This window comes from Paenibacillus sp. MMO-58 (genome assembly GCF_037146255.1).
Taxonomy (GTDB): Bacteria; Bacillota; Bacilli; order Paenibacillales; family Paenibacillaceae; genus Pristimantibacillus.
The window spans coordinates 34,302-53,206 of the sequence record NZ_JBBCVY010000008.1; the positions used below are offsets into that span (position 1 = coordinate 34,302).

General features: G+C 41.9%; 14 protein-coding genes. 2 read left to right on the top strand and 12 right to left on the bottom strand.

From position 1 onward, the window contains the following. Positions 1-93 precede the first annotated feature (93 nt). Both WFJ73_RS22090 and WFJ73_RS22095 read right to left on the bottom strand, forming a co-directional pair. A complete protein-coding gene (locus tag WFJ73_RS22090; protein WP_336775117.1) occupies positions 94-1,959 on the bottom strand; it encodes a phosphoadenosine phosphosulfate reductase domain-containing protein in 1,866 nt (621 codons plus the stop codon). A 364-nt stretch (positions 1,960-2,323) separates the two neighbouring features. Then, positions 2,324-2,647 (bottom strand): hypothetical protein, encoded by a 324-nt coding sequence (locus tag WFJ73_RS22095; protein ID WP_336775118.1) that lies wholly within the window; start codon positions 2,645-2,647, stop codon positions 2,324-2,326. A 686-nt stretch (positions 2,648-3,333) separates the two neighbouring features. Here WFJ73_RS22095 and WFJ73_RS22100 point away from each other — a divergent pair. After that, positions 3,334-4,557, top strand: coding sequence for a replication initiation protein (locus WFJ73_RS22100; protein WP_336775119.1), 1,224 nt, complete (start codon positions 3,334-3,336; stop codon positions 4,555-4,557). Between the two features lie 51 nt (positions 4,558-4,608). Here WFJ73_RS22100 and WFJ73_RS22105 read toward each other — a convergent pair whose 3' ends face one another. From WFJ73_RS22105 to WFJ73_RS22125, 5 genes are all read right to left on the bottom strand, one after another. Next, complete coding sequence (locus WFJ73_RS22105; RefSeq protein ID WP_336775120.1) at positions 4,609-6,057, bottom strand: DNA cytosine methyltransferase; 1,449 nt, start codon at positions 6,055-6,057, stop codon at positions 4,609-4,611. 98 nt (positions 6,058-6,155) lie between these two features. Further along, entirely contained in the window at positions 6,156-6,311 is a 156-nt protein-coding gene (locus WFJ73_RS22110; RefSeq protein ID WP_336775121.1) for a hypothetical protein, read from the bottom strand. A gap of 353 nt (positions 6,312-6,664) precedes the next feature. Next, complete coding sequence (locus tag WFJ73_RS22115; protein WP_336775122.1) at positions 6,665-6,805, bottom strand: hypothetical protein; 141 nt, start codon at positions 6,803-6,805, stop codon at positions 6,665-6,667. A 45-nt stretch (positions 6,806-6,850) separates the two neighbouring features. Then, the gene (locus WFJ73_RS22120; RefSeq protein ID WP_336775123.1) at positions 6,851-9,796 is read right to left on the bottom strand and encodes an S-layer homology domain-containing protein; all 2,946 of its coding nucleotides are present in this window, start codon (positions 9,794-9,796) and stop codon (positions 6,851-6,853) included. 927 nt (positions 9,797-10,723) lie between these two features. After that, positions 10,724-11,191, bottom strand: a complete 468-nt coding sequence (locus tag WFJ73_RS22125) for a hypothetical protein (RefSeq protein WP_336775124.1) — start codon at positions 11,189-11,191, stop codon at positions 10,724-10,726. 401 nt (positions 11,192-11,592) lie between these two features. Here WFJ73_RS22125 and WFJ73_RS22130 point away from each other — a divergent pair, with 401 nt between their 5' ends. Beyond that, positions 11,593-14,004 (top strand): S-layer homology domain-containing protein, encoded by a 2,412-nt coding sequence (locus tag WFJ73_RS22130; RefSeq protein ID WP_336775125.1) that lies wholly within the window; start codon positions 11,593-11,595, stop codon positions 14,002-14,004. 76 nt (positions 14,005-14,080) lie between these two features. Here the strand turns inward: WFJ73_RS22130 and WFJ73_RS22135 are convergent, their stop codons facing one another. From WFJ73_RS22135 to radC, 5 genes are all read right to left on the bottom strand, one after another. Beyond that, entirely contained in the window at positions 14,081-15,208 is a 1,128-nt protein-coding gene (locus WFJ73_RS22135; RefSeq protein ID WP_336775126.1) for a hypothetical protein, read from the bottom strand. A gap of 503 nt (positions 15,209-15,711) precedes the next feature. Beyond that, positions 15,712-16,053, bottom strand: a complete 342-nt coding sequence (locus WFJ73_RS22140) for a hypothetical protein (protein WP_336775127.1) — start codon at positions 16,051-16,053, stop codon at positions 15,712-15,714. Further along, the gene (locus WFJ73_RS22145; protein ID WP_336775128.1) at positions 16,034-16,579 is read right to left on the bottom strand and encodes a hypothetical protein; all 546 of its coding nucleotides are present in this window, start codon (positions 16,577-16,579) and stop codon (positions 16,034-16,036) included. The genes WFJ73_RS22140 and WFJ73_RS22145 overlap by 20 nt, the downstream gene beginning before the upstream one ends. Before the next feature lie 52 nt (positions 16,580-16,631). Then, positions 16,632-18,221 (bottom strand): hypothetical protein, encoded by a 1,590-nt coding sequence (locus tag WFJ73_RS22150; protein ID WP_336775129.1) that lies wholly within the window; start codon positions 18,219-18,221, stop codon positions 16,632-16,634. After that, a complete protein-coding gene (gene radC, locus WFJ73_RS22155; RefSeq protein ID WP_336775130.1) occupies positions 18,191-18,892 on the bottom strand; it encodes a RadC family protein in 702 nt (233 codons plus the stop codon). The genes WFJ73_RS22150 and radC overlap by 31 nt, the downstream gene beginning before the upstream one ends. Between the last annotated feature and the right edge of the window lie 13 nt (positions 18,893-18,905).

Sequence of the window (18,905 nt, forward strand, 5' to 3'; positions counted from 1 at the left end):
CCTCCATAGTTCCCCCCCGCTTCCAGGCGGAGGATTTTTTTAATCCATCCCGCCTGGCCAGGTATATATTCCCTTAGAGAGGAAAAAATGAGGCTAGAACAAATAGCCTGACTCAAAGACAGCAGCTGCAGCTCTCTCTTCTAAAATGCGATGAATCACTCTTGCATCTTCTTCGGTAGGTTGATCAACGCCGGTGCAATAAGGATCGAATACGGAATGACCGAATACGCCGCGGAAGCCGTGACGAAGGCCTAGCAGCTGATACATAACCGAGCGAAAACGTTCTGTCACAGGAAATCCTTCGGTTACTTCCCGCTCCATAACCATCTGATAGGCTGTCATAATCTCTTCTCGTTCCCATTCAATACCCAGGTTCACCATAGATTGAAGCAGCTGTGTGCGGGCATCGATCGTAAGATCACCAATTCCGCTCCCAATTTTGGATTTACCGATACGTTGAAGTCCTACGATTCCGCCATAACGAATATCTTGGCCAATCGCCTTCAAGAGACTTCTGAAGCGATAATATTTCTCGTACTCGGGGTACGTCGAAATCAGGTTACCCATACTCTTGTCATTCGAGATCGTGCAAAGGTAACAACCGGTTCTCGCGCTTTTCCCGCATTGCATCATCGCTTCATTGTCATTAATGACGGCCGCACCAAGTGGACATTCACTGCCGGCTGCCGATCCATAGAAGGCAAGCAGTTCTGTATTACGTGCACCATATCGGCTCCATGGTGCCCGATTAAAAGCTAAATACGTGACAACCTCTTGACTTGTCCAATCTCGTATTGGACTCGCTGTACGAATCGAACCTACAGGATGCTGTCCATAAAAATCTTCTCCAAAATACTTTTGTAAACTTCGCTTTCGGTTTCCGCTCTCATTATCGCGACTACCCATCACCAGGCATGTCTTCTCATTCGCTACAATACCATCGGAAAGAAAGGTAGATTCAAGAAAATCACGTGCAGGTTCAATCTTGAGTCTACGGACGCAATAGCGAAAGGTTGTAGAAGGAGCTTGATACCCCTTACCAATTATGCAAACGAGTAGCGTATTATCTACCCTTGGTTTCACCACGTAATATTCCACCCACGGCAGCGCCTCTGCTAACGCATCCTTTAACCCATGAATGATCGATTTTACACCAGGGTTTTCAACCAGCGTATCCGCACTGATGACCATAATCTTCTTCGATGGATCCGGATGCTGGATAGCATGCTCAAGCATCAACTGCAGCACAACTCTACTATCCTTACCACCTGAATTTAGTAGAGCGATCGTACTGTTCTCGTCATAGATCTTCTTAATACTTGCACGAGTTGACGTAAGCAACTCTTCATCGAGCTCATCCAATATATCTAATGTTTCCCCTTCAATAATCCGCATTCTTTTAGGATTGCTAGTACTCTCAGATCCTTCAGAATCAATGTCGAACATCAATTGACACCGGTTATCTGGATATGGAAGCGGGTCTTTGTTCGCACCGTAAGGCGGAATCTGACTTTGCATATACACCTCAACAAGAAATGAACAGTCCTGGTGAAATGCATACATTTGGAATTTATGCTTTGGGCTTTGATAATGCCAATCTTCATCGTCATCCACCAGGGCATCAATCATAGCTTGCTCGGGGATAAACAAACGGAAGCCTACCCGCTCCAAATGAGTGAATAGGAAGCCGGCTTCCGTATCCTGTCTGAATATCTGCTCCCAACGGAATCCGCTATCCGCAGCAATACAGGCCTCGTCTGGCTGGTCTTTAATAAAATGATGCAGTACATAATAGGTCTCCTGATAAAAGACGGCAGACCAGTCGCGTACCGTTCCATGATAAGAAAATCCAGACTGCTCCATGTAATCCCATACCAGCGTAACGATACCGTTATAATCCTTGAGTTTGAGTTTGGTCTCTACCTTTTGATTGTTCTCAACAAACGCGTAGCGTTCCATCTAATATCCTCCTAATTATCGAGCCATAAAAAAAGAAGGCATGAAAAAAGCACACGGATCCCGTATGCTTATCATGCCTTCTAAGTTTAAAACTCACATTTATTAATAGTGGCTCATAATAACAGCCGGCTTTATCTCTGCTGAAAATGAAGACAGCAGAGAACATAAAAAAGTGAATCAGAATAACTAAATTATACCTTGGATGTAGCAACACTGACAATATTCAATTGTCGGCTATACTGCCACATAGACGGGAGTAATTAAATCCTTCTTCCTTTTTTAGTCATACCTACTTCAATTTAGAACTGCCACATAAACGGGAGTAATGGAAGCCTACTTGTATAAGCACTCCTCTTGGAATGCCTTAAATCAGTTCGGATTTCTCCATGATGATCAATACTTTCTCAGGAGACTCCGTTGAAGAATGCTGCTTTAAATCAAGAAAGGCTGACCTAGCTTCAGCATAACTCATAAACATAGCCCTGCCTTCAACACTTTCATCAGACAAAGTAGCACTGCTAGAAGCAACATCCTGTAGTAATATATCCTCTGGAGCAACGTCAAATAATTCTATATTCTTTTGCCCGCCGTTCTCGTAAACCAACGTATAATTTACCTGCTTCCAGCCTTTTTCTTCTGCATAGGAAATGACCGTATTTATGTTCATACTTCCCACTCCTTTAGTCATAATGACTCTCTCTTATTCATATTCTATACTACAAAACCAAATCCCCTCAGTTTGCTGCTTACCCTTAATTTTTATTTTACTCCCCTTCGTGTGGCACTATACTCCCTTCTGTGTGATTGTCCACAATGTTTCGTGTGGCAGTTCAGGAAGTGTGAAATCCTCTTTGCTCCAACTCCTTTCCGTGTGGCACTTCACTCCCGTTCATGTAACTGCCCACAATGTTTCGTGTGGCAGTAAAACTCCTCTGATTGTGAGAGTTCACTCCTTTTTATGTGGCATATAGCTCCCCTCCGTGTGGCAGTAACCTATAAAAACCCCTTTTATAACAAGGCATCTCAGCTTTAGAAAACAAGATCTAAAACATATAAAACATAAAACCTAAAAATAATAAATAAATATAAATCATAAAGAATAGATTTATGTCGATATATGAGACTCCCGCAGGTGTGGCACTTCCTAAATGCGGTAACATACCAATGCCCTTTCGTGTGGCACTTCTAAAATCACCCAATTTCAGGCCTTATAACCCCCTCATTTGGTTTATCGAGTCTGTTATTACTCCCTTTTGTGTGGCATTTAATCAATTTCTGTACAAGAAAAAGATGCCACATGAAAAGGAGTAGATATAAACTACCAAATTCATCTATAATCACTTTGAACCTATGAAATTGAAGGAGGCGCGGCTGTTGACACAACAATTTCAATTGCAATTTGACTTTGAACCAGACCGCATCGCCGATCACTATATCGTTACCGAGTCTAATGCACTCATTGAAGCCCGTACAAACTTAGATATTTACGAAGAGCGGCTCATTTATATCCTGGCGTCTCAGATTAACCCCAATGATACTCATTTCCGAACTTGTTTCTTCCGTGTTAAGGATATTGCCGAGAAACTGGATCTCAAAGAAAAAAACTTCTACAAACGAATTCGTGAAATTATAGACCGCTTGCAATATAAACAGGTCATTATCGAAGATAAAGCAACAAATTCGACCCTAAAAGCTCAGTGGTTATCAGCTTCGCGCTACTATCACGGAAAAGGGACTATCGAACTTGAATTTTCGCAAATGCTCGGGCCTTATCTGCTGGAGCTTAAAAATAACTTTACGAATTACAAGTTATGGAATGTCCTTTACCTTAAAAGTTTCTATTCATCAAAGCTCTACCGGCTGCTGAAGCAATACTTACCACTAGGAAAACGGAAATTTGCTACGCTTGCTGAGCTAAAAGCAAAACTCGAGATCGAAGAGGGTAAATACGTCCTCTATAGCCATTTAAAAAATCGGATTTTATTAAATGCGCAACGTGAATTGGAAGAAAAAACAGATATCCGATTTACAATAGAAGAAATAAAAAATGGAAACAAAGTGGTTGGCGTAACCTTCCACATCTATCCCAATTCCCGCTCCCCACGGATCGGTCTTAATGATGAAGAATACATAGATAATGAATCCATCTTTTCACTCCTGGAACGCTTTGAAATCAATAAAAAAACAGCGAATGAATTACTTCACGCTTATGGTGAGGATCATATTCGTAACAATATCAAATATGTATTTGAGAAGCAGCGTAATGCGGAAATTGCCAATTTATCTGGTTATATCATAAGAGCAATTAAAGAAAATTACGCAGACGCCGAAAAGGTATATGCTCCAGAAGACGAAACCGACCGTACGACTTCTATCCCCCAATTGAATATACGGATCGCTAACAATATTTCTTTTTACGAGCAATGTCTGAAAGAAGAGATTAAATCGAATCAAGAGGCGAAGCGGGAACTCACCGTTAACCTTATAAACGAAATAGAAAGAACGAACGATTATCGGAGAAAGCGGAATATGCGGCCATTATCCGCTGATGACCTTATTCACTCCCTTGGCAGAGAAGCATTTAATCGGACTTCATAGTATGCTTGATCTAGATAAAAAAAGCCCTGCATAGATTGCAGGGCTTTTTCGCTAAATTAAAAATCCAATTTGTCCCGTCTGTTCTAACGTGAACCTCATCGGATCCGTATGGGATATATCCGGCCTCACAGGTGACTTCAAATCCTTCTTCTCAGCAGCATGCCGGCGAAAGAAGACAGAAGCGATACTATTAGCCCAACTTCGAAGTACCCTTCCACATACACTTTGACCAATCATTTCATAAATGCGATACATCGGAATATAATCCGGAAACTCGAAATCTTCTGGTATTGAGAAAATGCGACGAAGCTCGCTAATCGTTAGAAATCTCCAGCTCTTCCGGTCTTCACTCAATACGTAAGAATTGCTCGCGGATTGTGACCGATACCGCCTTGGTATGCATTGCAACTCAAGAGCATCTCTATCCACAAAGGTTTTATCAATATTACGATCTGCCCATGCATTATTTTTTTCAGCTTTCGATTGAAAGCTCTCCATCCACTTCTCAAGTGGTTTCCAGACATGCTCCGTGGATTTAGGGTCTAGAAACTCCTTCAGACGCTTTCTACGTACTGCAGGAGGCTTCGGAACGCGGAATAGATCAAAGTCTTCCTTATCCCGGAAAGACACCGCATAAGAGCGATCACGGTGAGCGATACTTCCGAAATCATAACTGTCTAAACGAATGGGGCCAATCTGGTATGGATACTCATGAGAAAGCAGCTCCTGCAGTTCCTGATACACCGAAGAATTATAAAAATTCGGTACATTCTCATAAAAGATAACACGTGGCTCTGCAGCATCTAATATCTTGTATGTGCCCAATATCAGATTATCAAAATAGCCCTGATCCATATCCCCAATTTGAGAATGTTCGGAACAATCTAACGTAACTAAAGCCACATCTGCCTTAGTTATGGTATGACAATCTCTTAAATCTCCTTGGAACAAGTAGCTATGAGGAAAATTGTGTTTCAACACACACGCGCTGTCATCCTCCATCTCTATTTCCATTGTAGGTGTAAAATAAGAGGATGCGCGAAACATTGCTGTGCCAATTCCAGAGCCGGCACAGATGGATAGCAGCTTTAACCGCTCATCATCTAATGTCTCAATCGTATCGGATTCAAATAACCGATAACGCAGAGGACGAACAATAACTTTCCCCTTTTCACCATCGCGATATACACTAATTTCTATTTTATCCTGAATGCAAAGAACCTTTGCGAACTTATCTCCACTAGCATCAACCAGTGGCCGAGGTTTACCGCTAATTCGGTTCATTCGTGATGATACGCTTACCCCATAGTCAGAATCAATTTCTTCTCCATGCGGCGAATTTTGAATACTAATCGTCTTTTCTTCTTCATTAACATGAATAAAGAGCTGATCACCTGGCTGGAAATTACTAGCTTCACAAATGAGATGTTGAAGCCAGAGTCGCGGTTTCTCTCTCTTGCTACTGACGGTATAGACTTTCTTCAATAATAACTTTGACATTTTATGTTCGTCCTAAAGCGGATGAGAGATAGCCCCTCAACTCGCTTTGAGGGACTTCCTCCTTCCGCTTTATAACGGTTATTAGTTTGAACTTTACTCTAATTTTTACTGTTTAAAGACTTTGCGAACTCTTCAACTTTTGCAAGCTCTTTATCCTCATAAATCCAGTCTGCAGACATTGGGATGTAATAAACGTCGCCAAAAGGCCAGTACTTAATCTTATATCCGTTAATTTCTTTAATAAATGTATGCAAAACCTTTCCTCCTTTTTTAGAACACAAAAAAGAGACGACAAAAAACAAACGGATCCCGTATGTTCTTCTAAACGTCTCATTGTTCGTACTCTTTTATATAGCTGAAAAAAGCTGCCCCTTCCCTGCTGTATCATGTAAGCAAGGAAAATTATTAAATACTATGCAATGAAAAAATTATACCACTGCCGACAATTGGAATAAAGAAGTATTACTTAGGAGTTTACTTTCAGCTAATCGATACTGTAGTCTCAGAGAACCTGAACGACGCCTTTTACACTTTTATTTAATCGTTATGCCCAAAAATAATATAATATTGTTCGGTGAAAATAAAGTATTAGACTGGAGTCATTGATTTAACGCGGCTTTTGAATTGAAGGATCGTCAGCTTTTGAAAAATAAGTTTTAGACTGATCCATTAAAAGCAGCAGCGGCGGACCAAGACTTGAAAAATAAAGTCTTAGACTGCCGCTGTTGTCATCAACTAACGTGCCCATTTTATTGGGAACCCCTACCAGAAGATAGGGAGGCCCTAAAGAACATTAAGCTTGTTTGTCTGCTGGTTTAACCAAAGTTTCCATCAAGCGAACGATCATCGCAACTGACTCAGCACGAGTAGCATCACCTTGAGGATTGAACTGACCGTTACCAACTCCACCAACAACTCCTGCGTTAGCAAGGGCATTGATTTCGTTTACTGCCCAGCTGTTAGCCGAATCAGCGAACTGGTTAGTTTCTGGTTTAACAAAGTTAATCATACGAGCAAGAACTGCCGCCATCTCTTCGCGAGTTATCTCTTTCTCCGGTTGGAAAGTTCCGTCAGTGTAACCTTTCAGAATTCCTTTATTAACCAACGTTTGAATAGATTCAGCTGCCCAATGACCTTGAATGTCGTCGAAACTTTGACCTTGAGTAGGTGTGATTCCAAAAGCACGCATGATCATTGTTGAGAATTCTGCCCGAGTAACTTTGCCATTAGGGTCAAAGTGCTCCGCGTCCTTACCATCAACAATACCCATTTTAGCAGCCTTATCAACTACACTCGAACTCCAAGAAGTAGCAGGTACGTCTACGAAATTAGGAGCAGTACCTGTCGCAGCCTTAGTAAGAATGTTCATAATCAGAGTATTGCTGACAATATCTTGATTTGCAACAGGATGCACAAGAGTCGGAACTGTAGGTATAGTCGCCGTAGGTGGTGCCACAACCGGAGGTGGTGTTGTTACTACTGCCGAGTTCACAGTGACCACAGAAGTTGCCGTATGTCCACTGAATGAAACAGTAATGGTAGCTGTTCCATATTGAACCGCAGTAATCACACCTGCAGTAGATACCGTAGCAACCGATGTATTGCTGGACGAATACGTGGCTTGCGAAGTTACAGTAGCTGTAGTTGTGTCACTATAAGCTGCTGTTACTGCCAAAGAACGAGTACCTCCAACGGTTGCTGTTGTAGTAGCAGGGGAAACCGTAATGCCTGTTACAGTCGGAGCAACCGGAACTACAGTAAGAACTACAGAATCAGTTTGCCCACCGTATGTTACAGTAATTGTAGTTGTACCTACGCTCAGAGTATTAACGAATCCAGTGTTATCGATTGTAGCTACGCTCGCATCCGAAGAAGTCCAAGTAGCCAAGGAACCAAGGTTCGAAATAGAAGTCATATCAGACATAAGTGCAGATGCAATTACCGGACCACTAGTTCCAACCGGAACCGAATTGTTCTGGTAGTTACCTTGGATAGTTACACTTGTAGTTGTAACAGGAACCGCAGTAATAGCAATCGGAATATTTACTACCACCGAACCGATAGTACCAGTAATCGTAACTGGACCAAGGTTAGGTGCGATTGCGGTAATCAAACCTGTGGAGCTTACAGTTGCTCTAGTTGCATCCGAAGTAGTCCAAACAACTTGGCTAGTTACATCAGCTGTCGAAGCATCCGAGAACAAACCAGATACTGTCGATTGAGCTGTTTGTCCAACAACGAGAGTATGATATCCCGGAGTTGCAGTCATAGCCAACAGAGTTGGTTGTGGCATAATTGCGGCAACAGTTACGTTGATAGTAATAGGTGGAAGATTGTTATATATCACCGTAACAACACCTGTTATTCCAGGCATCATGGCTATCGACGAAATCACACCACTAGCACTTACCTGAATGAACGGATTGTTCGAACTATAAGTAGCTTGTGTTGGGGCAATGTCAATTTGAGAATCATCGCTGTAATTTGCCTTCAAAACAATCTGATGAGTCACTGCTTGAGTAATTGTTACGTTAGTAGAATCAATCCACAAACCTGTGAAAGTAGGTGGAGCCGCCGTTACTGTAACATCAACCGTACTAGTGAAAGCACCGTTTGTCACTGTAACAGTAGCCGAGCCTATGCCCACTGCAGTGATAAGTCCTGCGCTAGAAACTGTAGCAACATCTTCGTCAGAAGAAACATATGCAGACGAATTTGTAACATCTACAAAGCTAGGAAGACCTCCAGTCAAGTAATTCCCAGTAACAGTTAATTGTTGTGTTTGTCCAACGATCAAAGAAGGAGCGGAAGGACCCGCAGTAATCCCTTGAAGAACTGGTGAACCGGAATTAATTGTTACCATTACCGATGCTTGCACATCACCAACACTTACTGTAACGACCGGTGGTAAGAAATTTGTAGACAGAGCTGTCATTACACCCGCAGGACCTACCGAAAGAGAATTCGGGAAGTTGCTGACGAAAGTCGCTTGGGAAGTCAAATCAGCAGTAGAATTATCTGAATAGTGACCTGTAACAACAAGAGTTATCGAATCTCCAACAGCCATAGTTGTCGTGTTACCGGTGTTCAACGTTATGTAATTCAACGTAGGAGCCTGAACTGGATTAACGGTTACAGGAATGTCTACCGATACATTATTGTAGACAGCATTGATCGTAGCTGTTCCAACACTAATAGGCAAGAAAGTGCTTGCGCTATCAAAATCAACTACATCAGAATTAGAAATTGTCCAATCAACCAAACCCGTCACATTGGTTGTAGTGTTGTTACTCCAATTTGCAGTAATGGTGATAGGTTGAGCCGTATCATCCATATGCAATGCTAAAGAGCTTGGAGTTGCGGTAAGACTTGTGATAATTGGAAGAGCTCCCGGAACTGTGATCTCAATCGTCGCAGAATAACCTCCGTATGCCCCTGTAATCGTAGCCGTACCGCCACTAACAGCGGTGACTTGACCGTTCACGTCGACAGTTGCAACACTAGTATCATCCGATGACCAGTCTGCCAATTGCGTTACGTCATCCGTAACAGAGCCTCCGTAGTACGCGGTCAAAGTGAACATTTCGGAAGTACCAACATCAATGGTTGACGTTTCCTTGTTCGTATAGACCGACACCAATACGGCGTTAGCATACGCGATGCTGCTAAGCATGGTAAAAATAAGTGCAAAAACCATAATGCTTGCTAAGTATTTCTTAGCTGTGTTCCTTGACAACATGCCTAAACCCCCAGATGATTTTATATATAAACGCCAATAGACGAATATATCCAATGTTACCGTCGGGAGTATTGCCGGTAACATTTACCTGCGCAACACTCCGGACAAAATGTTACTTACTTGAAGAAGGTGTTTATAAGAGAAATTAATGTTAGTTGTCATGTTGTCACCCTCCTTAGTCCAATAAATAACTCCTCTCTCAATGTTTACATGTGTCTATTATACCATTCTTAAGGCCCAAAAGGACTACATTAGAGGGCTGCCTATACGTAACCTTAAGCCCATATGTTTAAATCCGATACATTCAAATAGTTCCTTTGATAAGCTTCAATTAAATCGCCTGTTAAAATCATTTCTTTTCCTCCCCTCTCAGTTGAGCAAATCTGCTCCGTTAGCTTAACGCCCGCCGCCAGTCTACAACTTTATTTTCCGGTCTAATACTTTATTTTTCAGTCTAATACTTTATTTTCTCAGAACAAATATATCCTATTAAAGCAGCACCAAAAGCCCCGCATCACCTTTCAGTGCTTCGGGGCTTTGTAATGCTATGTTCTGGCCTGTATAGCCTGTCAATTAGTCGCGGATCGCCTAATGAAAGTGCAACGCGAATCGTTGTCACCCACGAGCGCTCGTGGGTTCGAGTTACTTCCTCTCAGAAGACTGTCCGCGTTCCCTCTCCCCCGCATCCGCATAACGGATGGTGCGCACTACCGGAGTAAAGGTACGTCAAAGTAAAACTGAAGTCTAGCAATATCGAACCTATACTATCAGTTATTCCCTATTAACTTTACTGTATACCTAGATATAGATATAGATTTAATAATAACAATGACAGACAAATCAATATCCGTTTGCCATTTTTCAAGGGTCACATTTTCTTTATTCTATAAATCCTATATGAGAATGAGCTTGTTCATATACTTTTTCTTATACGGTTATCAAATGCCAAAGATCTTTAGGCTGAAGCGGGTCAGTTACATTCATTGTGCAGCCTATAATATGTTCAGCGGATCCGTACCAAATATTATCTTCATAAGATAGTTGGTATTTATCTTCTGTAAAAGTAAATACGATTTTATTATCCGTTGCTAAGAGCCGTTCAAATTCGAAAGCTATTACCTGGTTGGCAACATCGATAGCTTCGACTTTTGCGCTCAGTAGTTCCTCACGTAGAGCTTGTAATCTTTTGATATCGAAAGTAACTCCTCTTTCCGTTGGTAAGGCGTAATATGTAGATAAATGCCCTAACTCTGATGCCAAGATCTTAACAACAGGATTATTTCCAACATCAAAAGCAGTACGGTATTCAGGATTATTAATACGTAAATCATGAAGGAGATCATCGAGAATATCGATTAAATGGATACTATAAGATACTTTAATTTCAATTGACATTTATATACACCGCCTACTAATTACTTGATAGCTTTTTCATTATTATTTAGAAATCTTACTTTCCAGCTTTTTGGGTTGAACCTAGAGCACCAATACTCAAAACTACTTGAAATTTCTTATATTGTATATTTTTATTATACTGTATCATTGATTTTTAACAAAATACTTGACAATACCATCATCTATATTTCATCTGTCATTTTAATTTTTATTATTCTTGTAGAGGTTATTAATGCTAAATGATACGGAGCGAAAAATTATTCCTATATTATATAATCTATGAAAGAAGAACTATTTAAGTTGTGCGATTCTATCGACTATTGTATTATCATTTAATGGAACAATTTTCATATTATAGTCCGTTATGCCCACAGATCGGACCAACAGGAGGCTAAGACTTCATGATCTATAGTTTAAAGAAGATCCGTAAAATGATGACCGCGTTTACTGCACTATCTATACTAAGTGTAGTAACGATGTTCGGCAGTGTTGCCAACGCTGATTCTACAGTGGAAACTCAACCAGTACTAAATTCTGTTACTATTTTTTCAGATGAAACAAACATCCCAATCGTAACAGGTACTACGAAAGTACACCTAGAAGGACATTTTTCAGACAACTCCTCTGTAGATTACACGAATGATGCAACGTGGACTTCGAATAATACAATGGCAGCCAGTATATCTCCCAATGGTGTCATTACTGCAGGGAGAATGGGTGGAACTGTTACTATTACCGGTACATATGGTGGGCTAACAAGTACAGTAAACATTACTGTAACTTCATTAGCACCTCCGCCTCCTCCTAATGAATTTTATTGGGGTTTGATAGGTGGTATCGAGGGTGCTCATTTCAACCTCAAATATCATCAGCCAACCTCACCAATTCCTATTTATGCAAATTACAGTGATATGACTCAAATTGAAGTGACTTCGCTTGGCACTTGGTCTTCTGAGGATGAGCAAGTTGCAATAGTTAAAGATGGTATAATTACTCCCGTTGGCATAGGTAAAACAAAAATCAACTTCACGCTTGGCACGGAAGTCTTGTATATTCTTGTTGATGTTAATTTCTATAATAACAACGATGCACAACTTACAAGTCTTCGTGTCGATGAAACGAATATGAACTTGCATGTTGGCGATCATGGGTCTATTAACGTTAAAGGGGTATTTAGCGATAATACGGAAGAAGCGCTATCCACCTCCATTATCTCCTTTTCAAGCTCAAATGAAGCAGTAGCAACCATTAATCCAGATGGCGTAATCACCACGTTAGCAGCTGGACAAACCACGCTTACTGCTACTGTAAAAGGTCTGCCGCCAGTTACCATTACTTTAACGACTGACCTTGTATTGGATCATGTGGAAATTTCTCCGATACCAACAAAAATACCAGTTGGTCAAGAAATTGACCCCGAAGTAAAGGCATATTATACAAATGGAAGCGTAGTTGACGTAACAGATGATGTTGAATGGACCTCATCCAATTCAAATGTCATTTCCATTACGAATCTCGGACATGTAACAGCTCTGGCCCCTGGAGAAGCTGCAATTATAGCCAATGTGCCTGGTTTGGATTCTGCCTTCACGAATATTAAAGTTACCGATAATCCAGTCAGCCTTTCATTGAACCTTCTTTCCATGAATGTCTCTGTTGGAGATACAGATTCATTGACTGTCACTGCTACATATCAAGATGGCCGTACAGAGGATATTACGGATTTTGCTAATTGGTCTTCTGATAACGAAGCGATCGTAATTATGTCTAATAAAGGTGTCTATACTGCCATTGCTAGTGGCCAGACAAAAATTCGAGTATCATATGGAACTGCCTCAACTTCACTAGATCTGAAAGTCCATGAACCGAATTCTGGACCAAATATGCTTGGTATAACTATTTCCCCTTCACCACTTAACCTAGTGGTAGGGAGCAGTCAGTTTGTTCAAGTCCTTTTGAATTATGATAATGATTCGACAGAAGATGTAACAGGCAACGGCTATCACCTTTCGGACTATTTAACAGATAATTCATCTGTAGCTACTGTAGATAATTTTGGGAATGTGACTGCTGTTGGTGTGGGTTCAACTAAATTAACCGTTAATTATCTTCAATATAGTGATCAAATTACAATCAACGTCAATGCAGCAGATAACAGCTCTAATAATACAAGCGGATCTGGTACAATTCCATCCCCACTTCCTGAAAATCCAACTAAACCAGTTCCTACTGTAAAAAAACCAGTTCTCAAAGAAGTGTTCAGCCAGGAGGCCATCGAGGCCACTCTTGAGAAGGAAAAACAGGCCTCTCCAATTAGCTTCACAGATGTTCAACCTACAGACTGGCATGCCGAGATAGTTGAACGTGCTTCTAAAATGGGTATTATCCAGGGTTTTGACGATGGATCTTTTAGACCAGATGAAATTGTTACACGTATTCAGTTTGCTTTCATGGTGGGAAGAGCTTTTGGGATACCTATTGATGAAACCGAGGGTAGTAATAGTTCTTATTTAGAAGCCTTAATTCATGCCGGTATATTAACTGGTTATACGGATGGCACCTACCGTCCGGATCAGAAAATCACAAGAGCTGAAATCGTAACGATTCTTTCCCGCCTTGTCGATTATGCTAAGGTAGAAAATACCAAATTTACTGATGTCAAAGCTAACTGGGCAGCTGATGCAATTAATGCTTTTGCTGCTGCTGAGATTGTAAAAGGTAAAACCGAAACGAATTTTGATCCTAATGCTTCGTCTACTCGTGCTGAGGCAATAGCAATTTTAATTCGCTTACTAGACAAACTTGTTGAATAAATTAAAAACAAACAAGCCGCATACCTAAAGGTATGCGGCTTGTTTGTTTTAGATTGATTACTCTTGTTGAAAACGTCTAAGTTGGTCCGATTAAATTGAAATGTATTTGTATATCGGTATATCGCTCTTCTAATGCAGTAAGTGAGCGAATGTTAAAAGCTAACGCTTCTTCACTAGACATCCCTTTTGCTGCTGGCTCATCACCTGACCAAGCAAGAAGTTTACGGAAGATCCTCCCGTTGAGCCAAGAGCTGGAATCAGAAGAGAACCACCTATGTTGTAAAAGCAGCCTCATTGTACCTAGTCCAAGCGCATGAAAATTCTGATCTCCAAATCTCTCAAATATCTCAGCAAACATGATCTCACGTTGTTTGCGGCCAACAAAAACCGAACCTCCGATCGCAATAACTTCATGATCTTCCTCAACCAGTTGCTCAAGTACTTCCAGTGGGCTTTGCACATGGTAGATGGGCACCGGCCGCCGGCCGACAACCCGCTCCAAATGTAGCGTATTAAGCCGTGTCTTCTCCGGATCACCAATGACATCACAGGTTAAATACTGATAAATCACATCGGAGTGCCGTTTAACAAAGTCAGCATAATCATCGAGATCAATCGGCTCAAGCTTCCTCCCTCGCTTCTCTGCTTCAGCAATCGTCTTGGCTCCTGGATCGAGCATCACACACCTATATGTAAGCCCGAGGTCACGGAGATGCTTCTTCCACTGAGCTGACTGGTCGTAACGGATATTTACGTAATTAAGTAAGACAAAGGTGCCCCCATTCTCTTTAACAATACGAATATCATCCGGACCTTTACTTACACCACTGAAGAAATAGCGTAGGCCGCGTAGGCTAAGCCGTACCGCCCCTGTTTTCGTCTCTGTCACTTTACAAATATCACTTACAATCGCCTTAAGGAGCCCAGCTAGGGCGCTTGAAAAGGCATGTATTTTCATCAGTGCCTTGAGCGTTGTCACACGTCGGTAAAATAGCATAGAAAGTGCCTTACGCATACTCTTGCGTGAAATCCGAATCGGACGGACTCCCTTCTCTGTGGTGATATAGATGGAAGCGGGTGTTACCTTTTGAATCGTATTTGGGCGATTCTCTTTAATCGTATAAAAGGTGTATCCTGCTTTCCCATACAATCGGAAAAACGATCGTTCCTTCTTCTCGGCTTTTGCTGTGAAAAATAGGTTCATGGTATTTATCGCTCTTAGAATGAAAGCGGGAAAGCCCCGCTGTACATTCCAGCGGAGCTTTCCCTCCTCGATTCAATTTAATGAACAATTAGTTTTTGTTGACTCTTTCTATTGCTTCTGAGCAGCTGCCCGCTTACTACTACCTATCCCTGAACAACTAATCTCAATCTCTTTCAATGAAGGCGATTGCCCTGAGTACAGCTTAACGATGCCCAAGCCATGACAAACAGCGCAATCGTAAGTGATGCACTCCTCATTGGGTGCTGCCATTTTCTAATTCCTCCTAACGGCTGAAGCCCTCGCTACAGCATGTTATCTTCTTCTTTGTCCTATCATTTAGCGTACAAATGCATAAGGAATCGTCTGCAAGTCTTCGCTATTCCTATTAGGTTTACTTTGAGTGCGGCCGGCTGCCCGACGTTTCTCTATACAAACAACGACATCTTGAAAACCACGCCGGGAGTATAGATCACCCCATTTATGACTAATGCGATACTGTAATTCTAATTCCCGTTGCTGCGCTTCAGCCTCCCAAAAGCCAACAGCTTTCGAGAATACGCAGTCATAATGCAAGTAGTACCAGCCGCCGTCTTCGCATCCGCCATATAGACATTAACCCATACACCAAGACCGAAAAGGCTTGTGAAGAAGTTCCATGGCCAAGTCAGAACGTACAACCAATCGGTTGGAGCACTGGGTGGGATCATATCCTCCGTACCCAGCTTTTCAATCTCTTTAGCTGACGCTTCGACTTTACGTATAACCGCTCTTGGCTGCTTTTTCTGGTACTGGGCTTTTTCTATTTCCTCAATTGCGGCAAACAAATCAATTTGTTCTACGTTCATCAAGCATATCTCCCTTCACTTGGTCATCTACAACGACATATTCGATAACCTGGCTGATGAACAGATCATGAAGGAGAGGCTTATACCGGCGCATGCCATTTTTGTTCTTCCGGAAGTTGTATACGTTCCGCAAAATCAGAATGCCGCCAAGTACACGGTATCCCCACAAGTGGATTCCTTTGTAAGGAATGATTTTACCCTCACGCTTAGAGGATTGGAATGTAAAAGTCTGTGCCACAAGGACCTGATCCGGATAGCCTTTTTTAAATTTCAGTATTGCATCCATTAGTAATCGATAAAACTTACGCTCGCTACAAGAGTAGTAGAATAGCATGGGATTATGATGAAGGGTATAACTGCCATTCTTTCGCCGTTGGACGATAAAATAACGATTCATATAACGCCCAAAACACATCGCACGTAAACTAGGCAACAATGCAGCTAACGGAAATATGCCAAACAATATAAGAAGGATAGCGATAAGCGAAATAATGCCAATCCATAGGTAAAAAACCCAATCATTCATTGATTAGCCTCCTATTTTTTACGAATAAAGAAGGAATACACTTCCTTCACTTTTAGGCCACGACATCGACTTGTAGCGCAGATTTTTTAATCACTTCTGCCACGAAGTACTGTGTCTGAGGAGCATCGAATGCTTCAATAGACTCTGCATTATCGATATAGACGGGATAGGCTTTCATCTGCACCTTGTTCAGAAGGCCCGCTATTTCGATCGAGCAACGAATTTTTTCTGACGTAGACAACGAGGAGTATTCTGTACCCGCTTCCCCGTAGGTTAAGGTAAAGTCGAGCATGATTTCCCCTGTTCCTTCTGCATACTTAAACAACTGGATTTTCGCCAGGTTTAAGAAGCTATTCACAAGGGAAACTTGCATCTCTACGTACTGCAACATGAAGTTTTTCAATGCTTGTACGCAGGCTTTCTTCTCGTCGATTTCTGATGTCGTCTCGCCATATATCTCGTGCTGCTTGTCCAAGTCTTTAGCCATTTCGAGCTTATGGGCCCGATCTTTTACGAGAGCAGCAAGTTCATCTACTTCTGCTTGCTTCTTCGCGATGATGGCTTCCCGCTCCACGATATGCAAGCGTAAAAGCTCCTCATTCTCCTTTGTCTTCCATTCCAATTCCTCCGCCAAAACATACCCTTCAGCTCTGAGTTGCTCACACTGCTGTTTAAGTTCCAACAAACGTGCATTTCGGTTTTCGAACTCTTGCTGCGCTTCAGTAATCGTATGCTTGCGATGGCACGTTGGGCACGTATCACCGGCTCTTGGAAGCGGGCTTGCCTTCAGCTTTTTAAATTCACTGTTTCGCTCATCAAATTGGTATCGCAGCTCGGCCTTTCGTTCTAGGAGCGGGTGGAGATCATGTTGATAGGACGGCATGCTGCCGGCTAAGAAAGAAGAAAAAGCCCCTTTCATTTCCTGCAGCCGCCGTTCATCCTCTCTAACTACACGCATAGGAACCGAGATTAAAGAATGGATACGCAAATATTGAATAGCGCCTTCTACGTTTAATAAAACGGCTTCAAGCTCCGAAATCTCGCTGCGCAATCGCTTCATCGCATGGTCTGGATTCACCATCTCAAGCGATTCAATACGAATTTGATCCTCTTCATCTAACTGAGCCACCACTTCTTCATTGTTTAGCTTTGGCAGCATCGAAATGAGCAAGTTGCGTGCTTTGGAGGGCTCATTGACAGCAAACTTTCCAAAATAGCCAGGGATGAAGATGCTAAGAAAAAGCTCCATAGATCCAAGTAAGGAGTCGAATTCGGCTTGCTTTGTCTTATTGCCGTTAAGGAACACGGAAGTTGTATCCCCTTTGCGTATTCGACAAAAGCTATTGACGGAGATTTCGCCACCTTTACCAGGCAGTTCCACCTCGACCACGACTTTTGTTTCCTTAGCATGAGGGTTCTTCAGTTTCTCGTATATCCCCTTTGTCCTCCCAGAAAGATCGCAGCCATAAAAGCACCATGCGATCGATTCCGAGATTGTTGTTTTCCCTTTTCCATTACCACCGCTGATCCGATTCACTTGACCAAAGGTAAAGGTTCGCCTTGTGCGATGCAGCTTAAACCCTGTGATTTCAGCAGATAGGATCCTCATTGCTATGCCGTCCCCGCGGTAGGTGCTGGACAAAAATGTCCATGTTCCTTCATGCTAAGGCATGTTTGTCCAACAATGATATGATCGAGTAGCTCGATCCCAACTACTTCTCCTGCTTCAGCTAGTCGTTGTGTAAGATGAATATCCTCGGGAGAAGGTGTAGAAATACCACTTGGATGGTTATGAGAAACGATGATGGATGCTGCACCTCTACGAATAGCGGCTTTAAATACCTCGCGCGGATGAACGAGTGAGGCATTTAAGGTGCCAATAGAAATTGTTTCTCGCCCGATGACGGAATTCTTTGTATTGAGAAAGAGCACCACGAAATGTTCTTTATCCAGCTCCCGTAGATCACTTACAACATTAAAGACGTCTTGAGGAGAACGTATGATTACATCTTCTGATAAGCTCTTCCTCATTAATCGCCGGCCTAATTCCATCACACTCATGAGATGAAAGCTTTGCTTCTCATTTAATCCATACGTGGTTGAGATCTCAAATTCCGAAAGAGATGCAAGTTGATGCAATCCATTTTGAAGGAGATCGTCAGCTACCTCAGAAAGAGACCGATTTCGAATGAGTGGCTCTAAGATACTTATGATCAATTCTTTATTGGAAAGGGCCCCTGAGTTGCAGCACGAGTAATAATTGCTCCGTACCTCTTGTACTGCAGATTTATTTATCATATTGACATAGTTCATATGAATTTCCTCC

Bases quoted from the DNA above. Each gene is read 5' to 3' on its own strand.
- WFJ73_RS22090 (WP_336775117.1), bottom strand. From the start codon at position 1,959: ATGGAACGCTACGCGTTTGTTGAGAACAATCAAAAGGTAGAGACCAAA.
- WFJ73_RS22095 (WP_336775118.1), bottom strand. From the start codon at position 2,647: ATGACTAAAGGAGTGGGAAGTATGAACATAAATACGGTCATTTCCTAT.
- WFJ73_RS22105 (WP_336775120.1), bottom strand. From the start codon at position 6,057: ATGTCAAAGTTATTATTGAAGAAAGTCTATACCGTCAGTAGCAAGAGA.
- WFJ73_RS22115 (WP_336775122.1), bottom strand. From the start codon at position 6,805: ATGGGCACGTTAGTTGATGACAACAGCGGCAGTCTAAGACTTTATTTT.
- WFJ73_RS22120 (WP_336775123.1), bottom strand. From the start codon at position 9,796: ATGTTGTCAAGGAACACAGCTAAGAAATACTTAGCAAGCATTATGGTT.
- WFJ73_RS22125 (WP_336775124.1), bottom strand. From the start codon at position 11,191: ATGTCAATTGAAATTAAAGTATCTTATAGTATCCATTTAATCGATATT.
- WFJ73_RS22130 (WP_336775125.1), top strand. From the start codon at position 11,593: ATGATCTATAGTTTAAAGAAGATCCGTAAAATGATGACCGCGTTTACT.
- WFJ73_RS22135 (WP_336775126.1), bottom strand. From the start codon at position 15,208: ATGAACCTATTTTTCACAGCAAAAGCCGAGAAGAAGGAACGATCGTTT.
- WFJ73_RS22140 (WP_336775127.1), bottom strand. From the start codon at position 16,053: ATGAACGTAGAACAAATTGATTTGTTTGCCGCAATTGAGGAAATAGAA.
- WFJ73_RS22145 (WP_336775128.1), bottom strand. From the start codon at position 16,579: ATGAATGATTGGGTTTTTTACCTATGGATTGGCATTATTTCGCTTATC.
- radC (WP_336775130.1), bottom strand. From the start codon at position 18,892: ATGAACTATGTCAATATGATAAATAAATCTGCAGTACAAGAGGTACGG.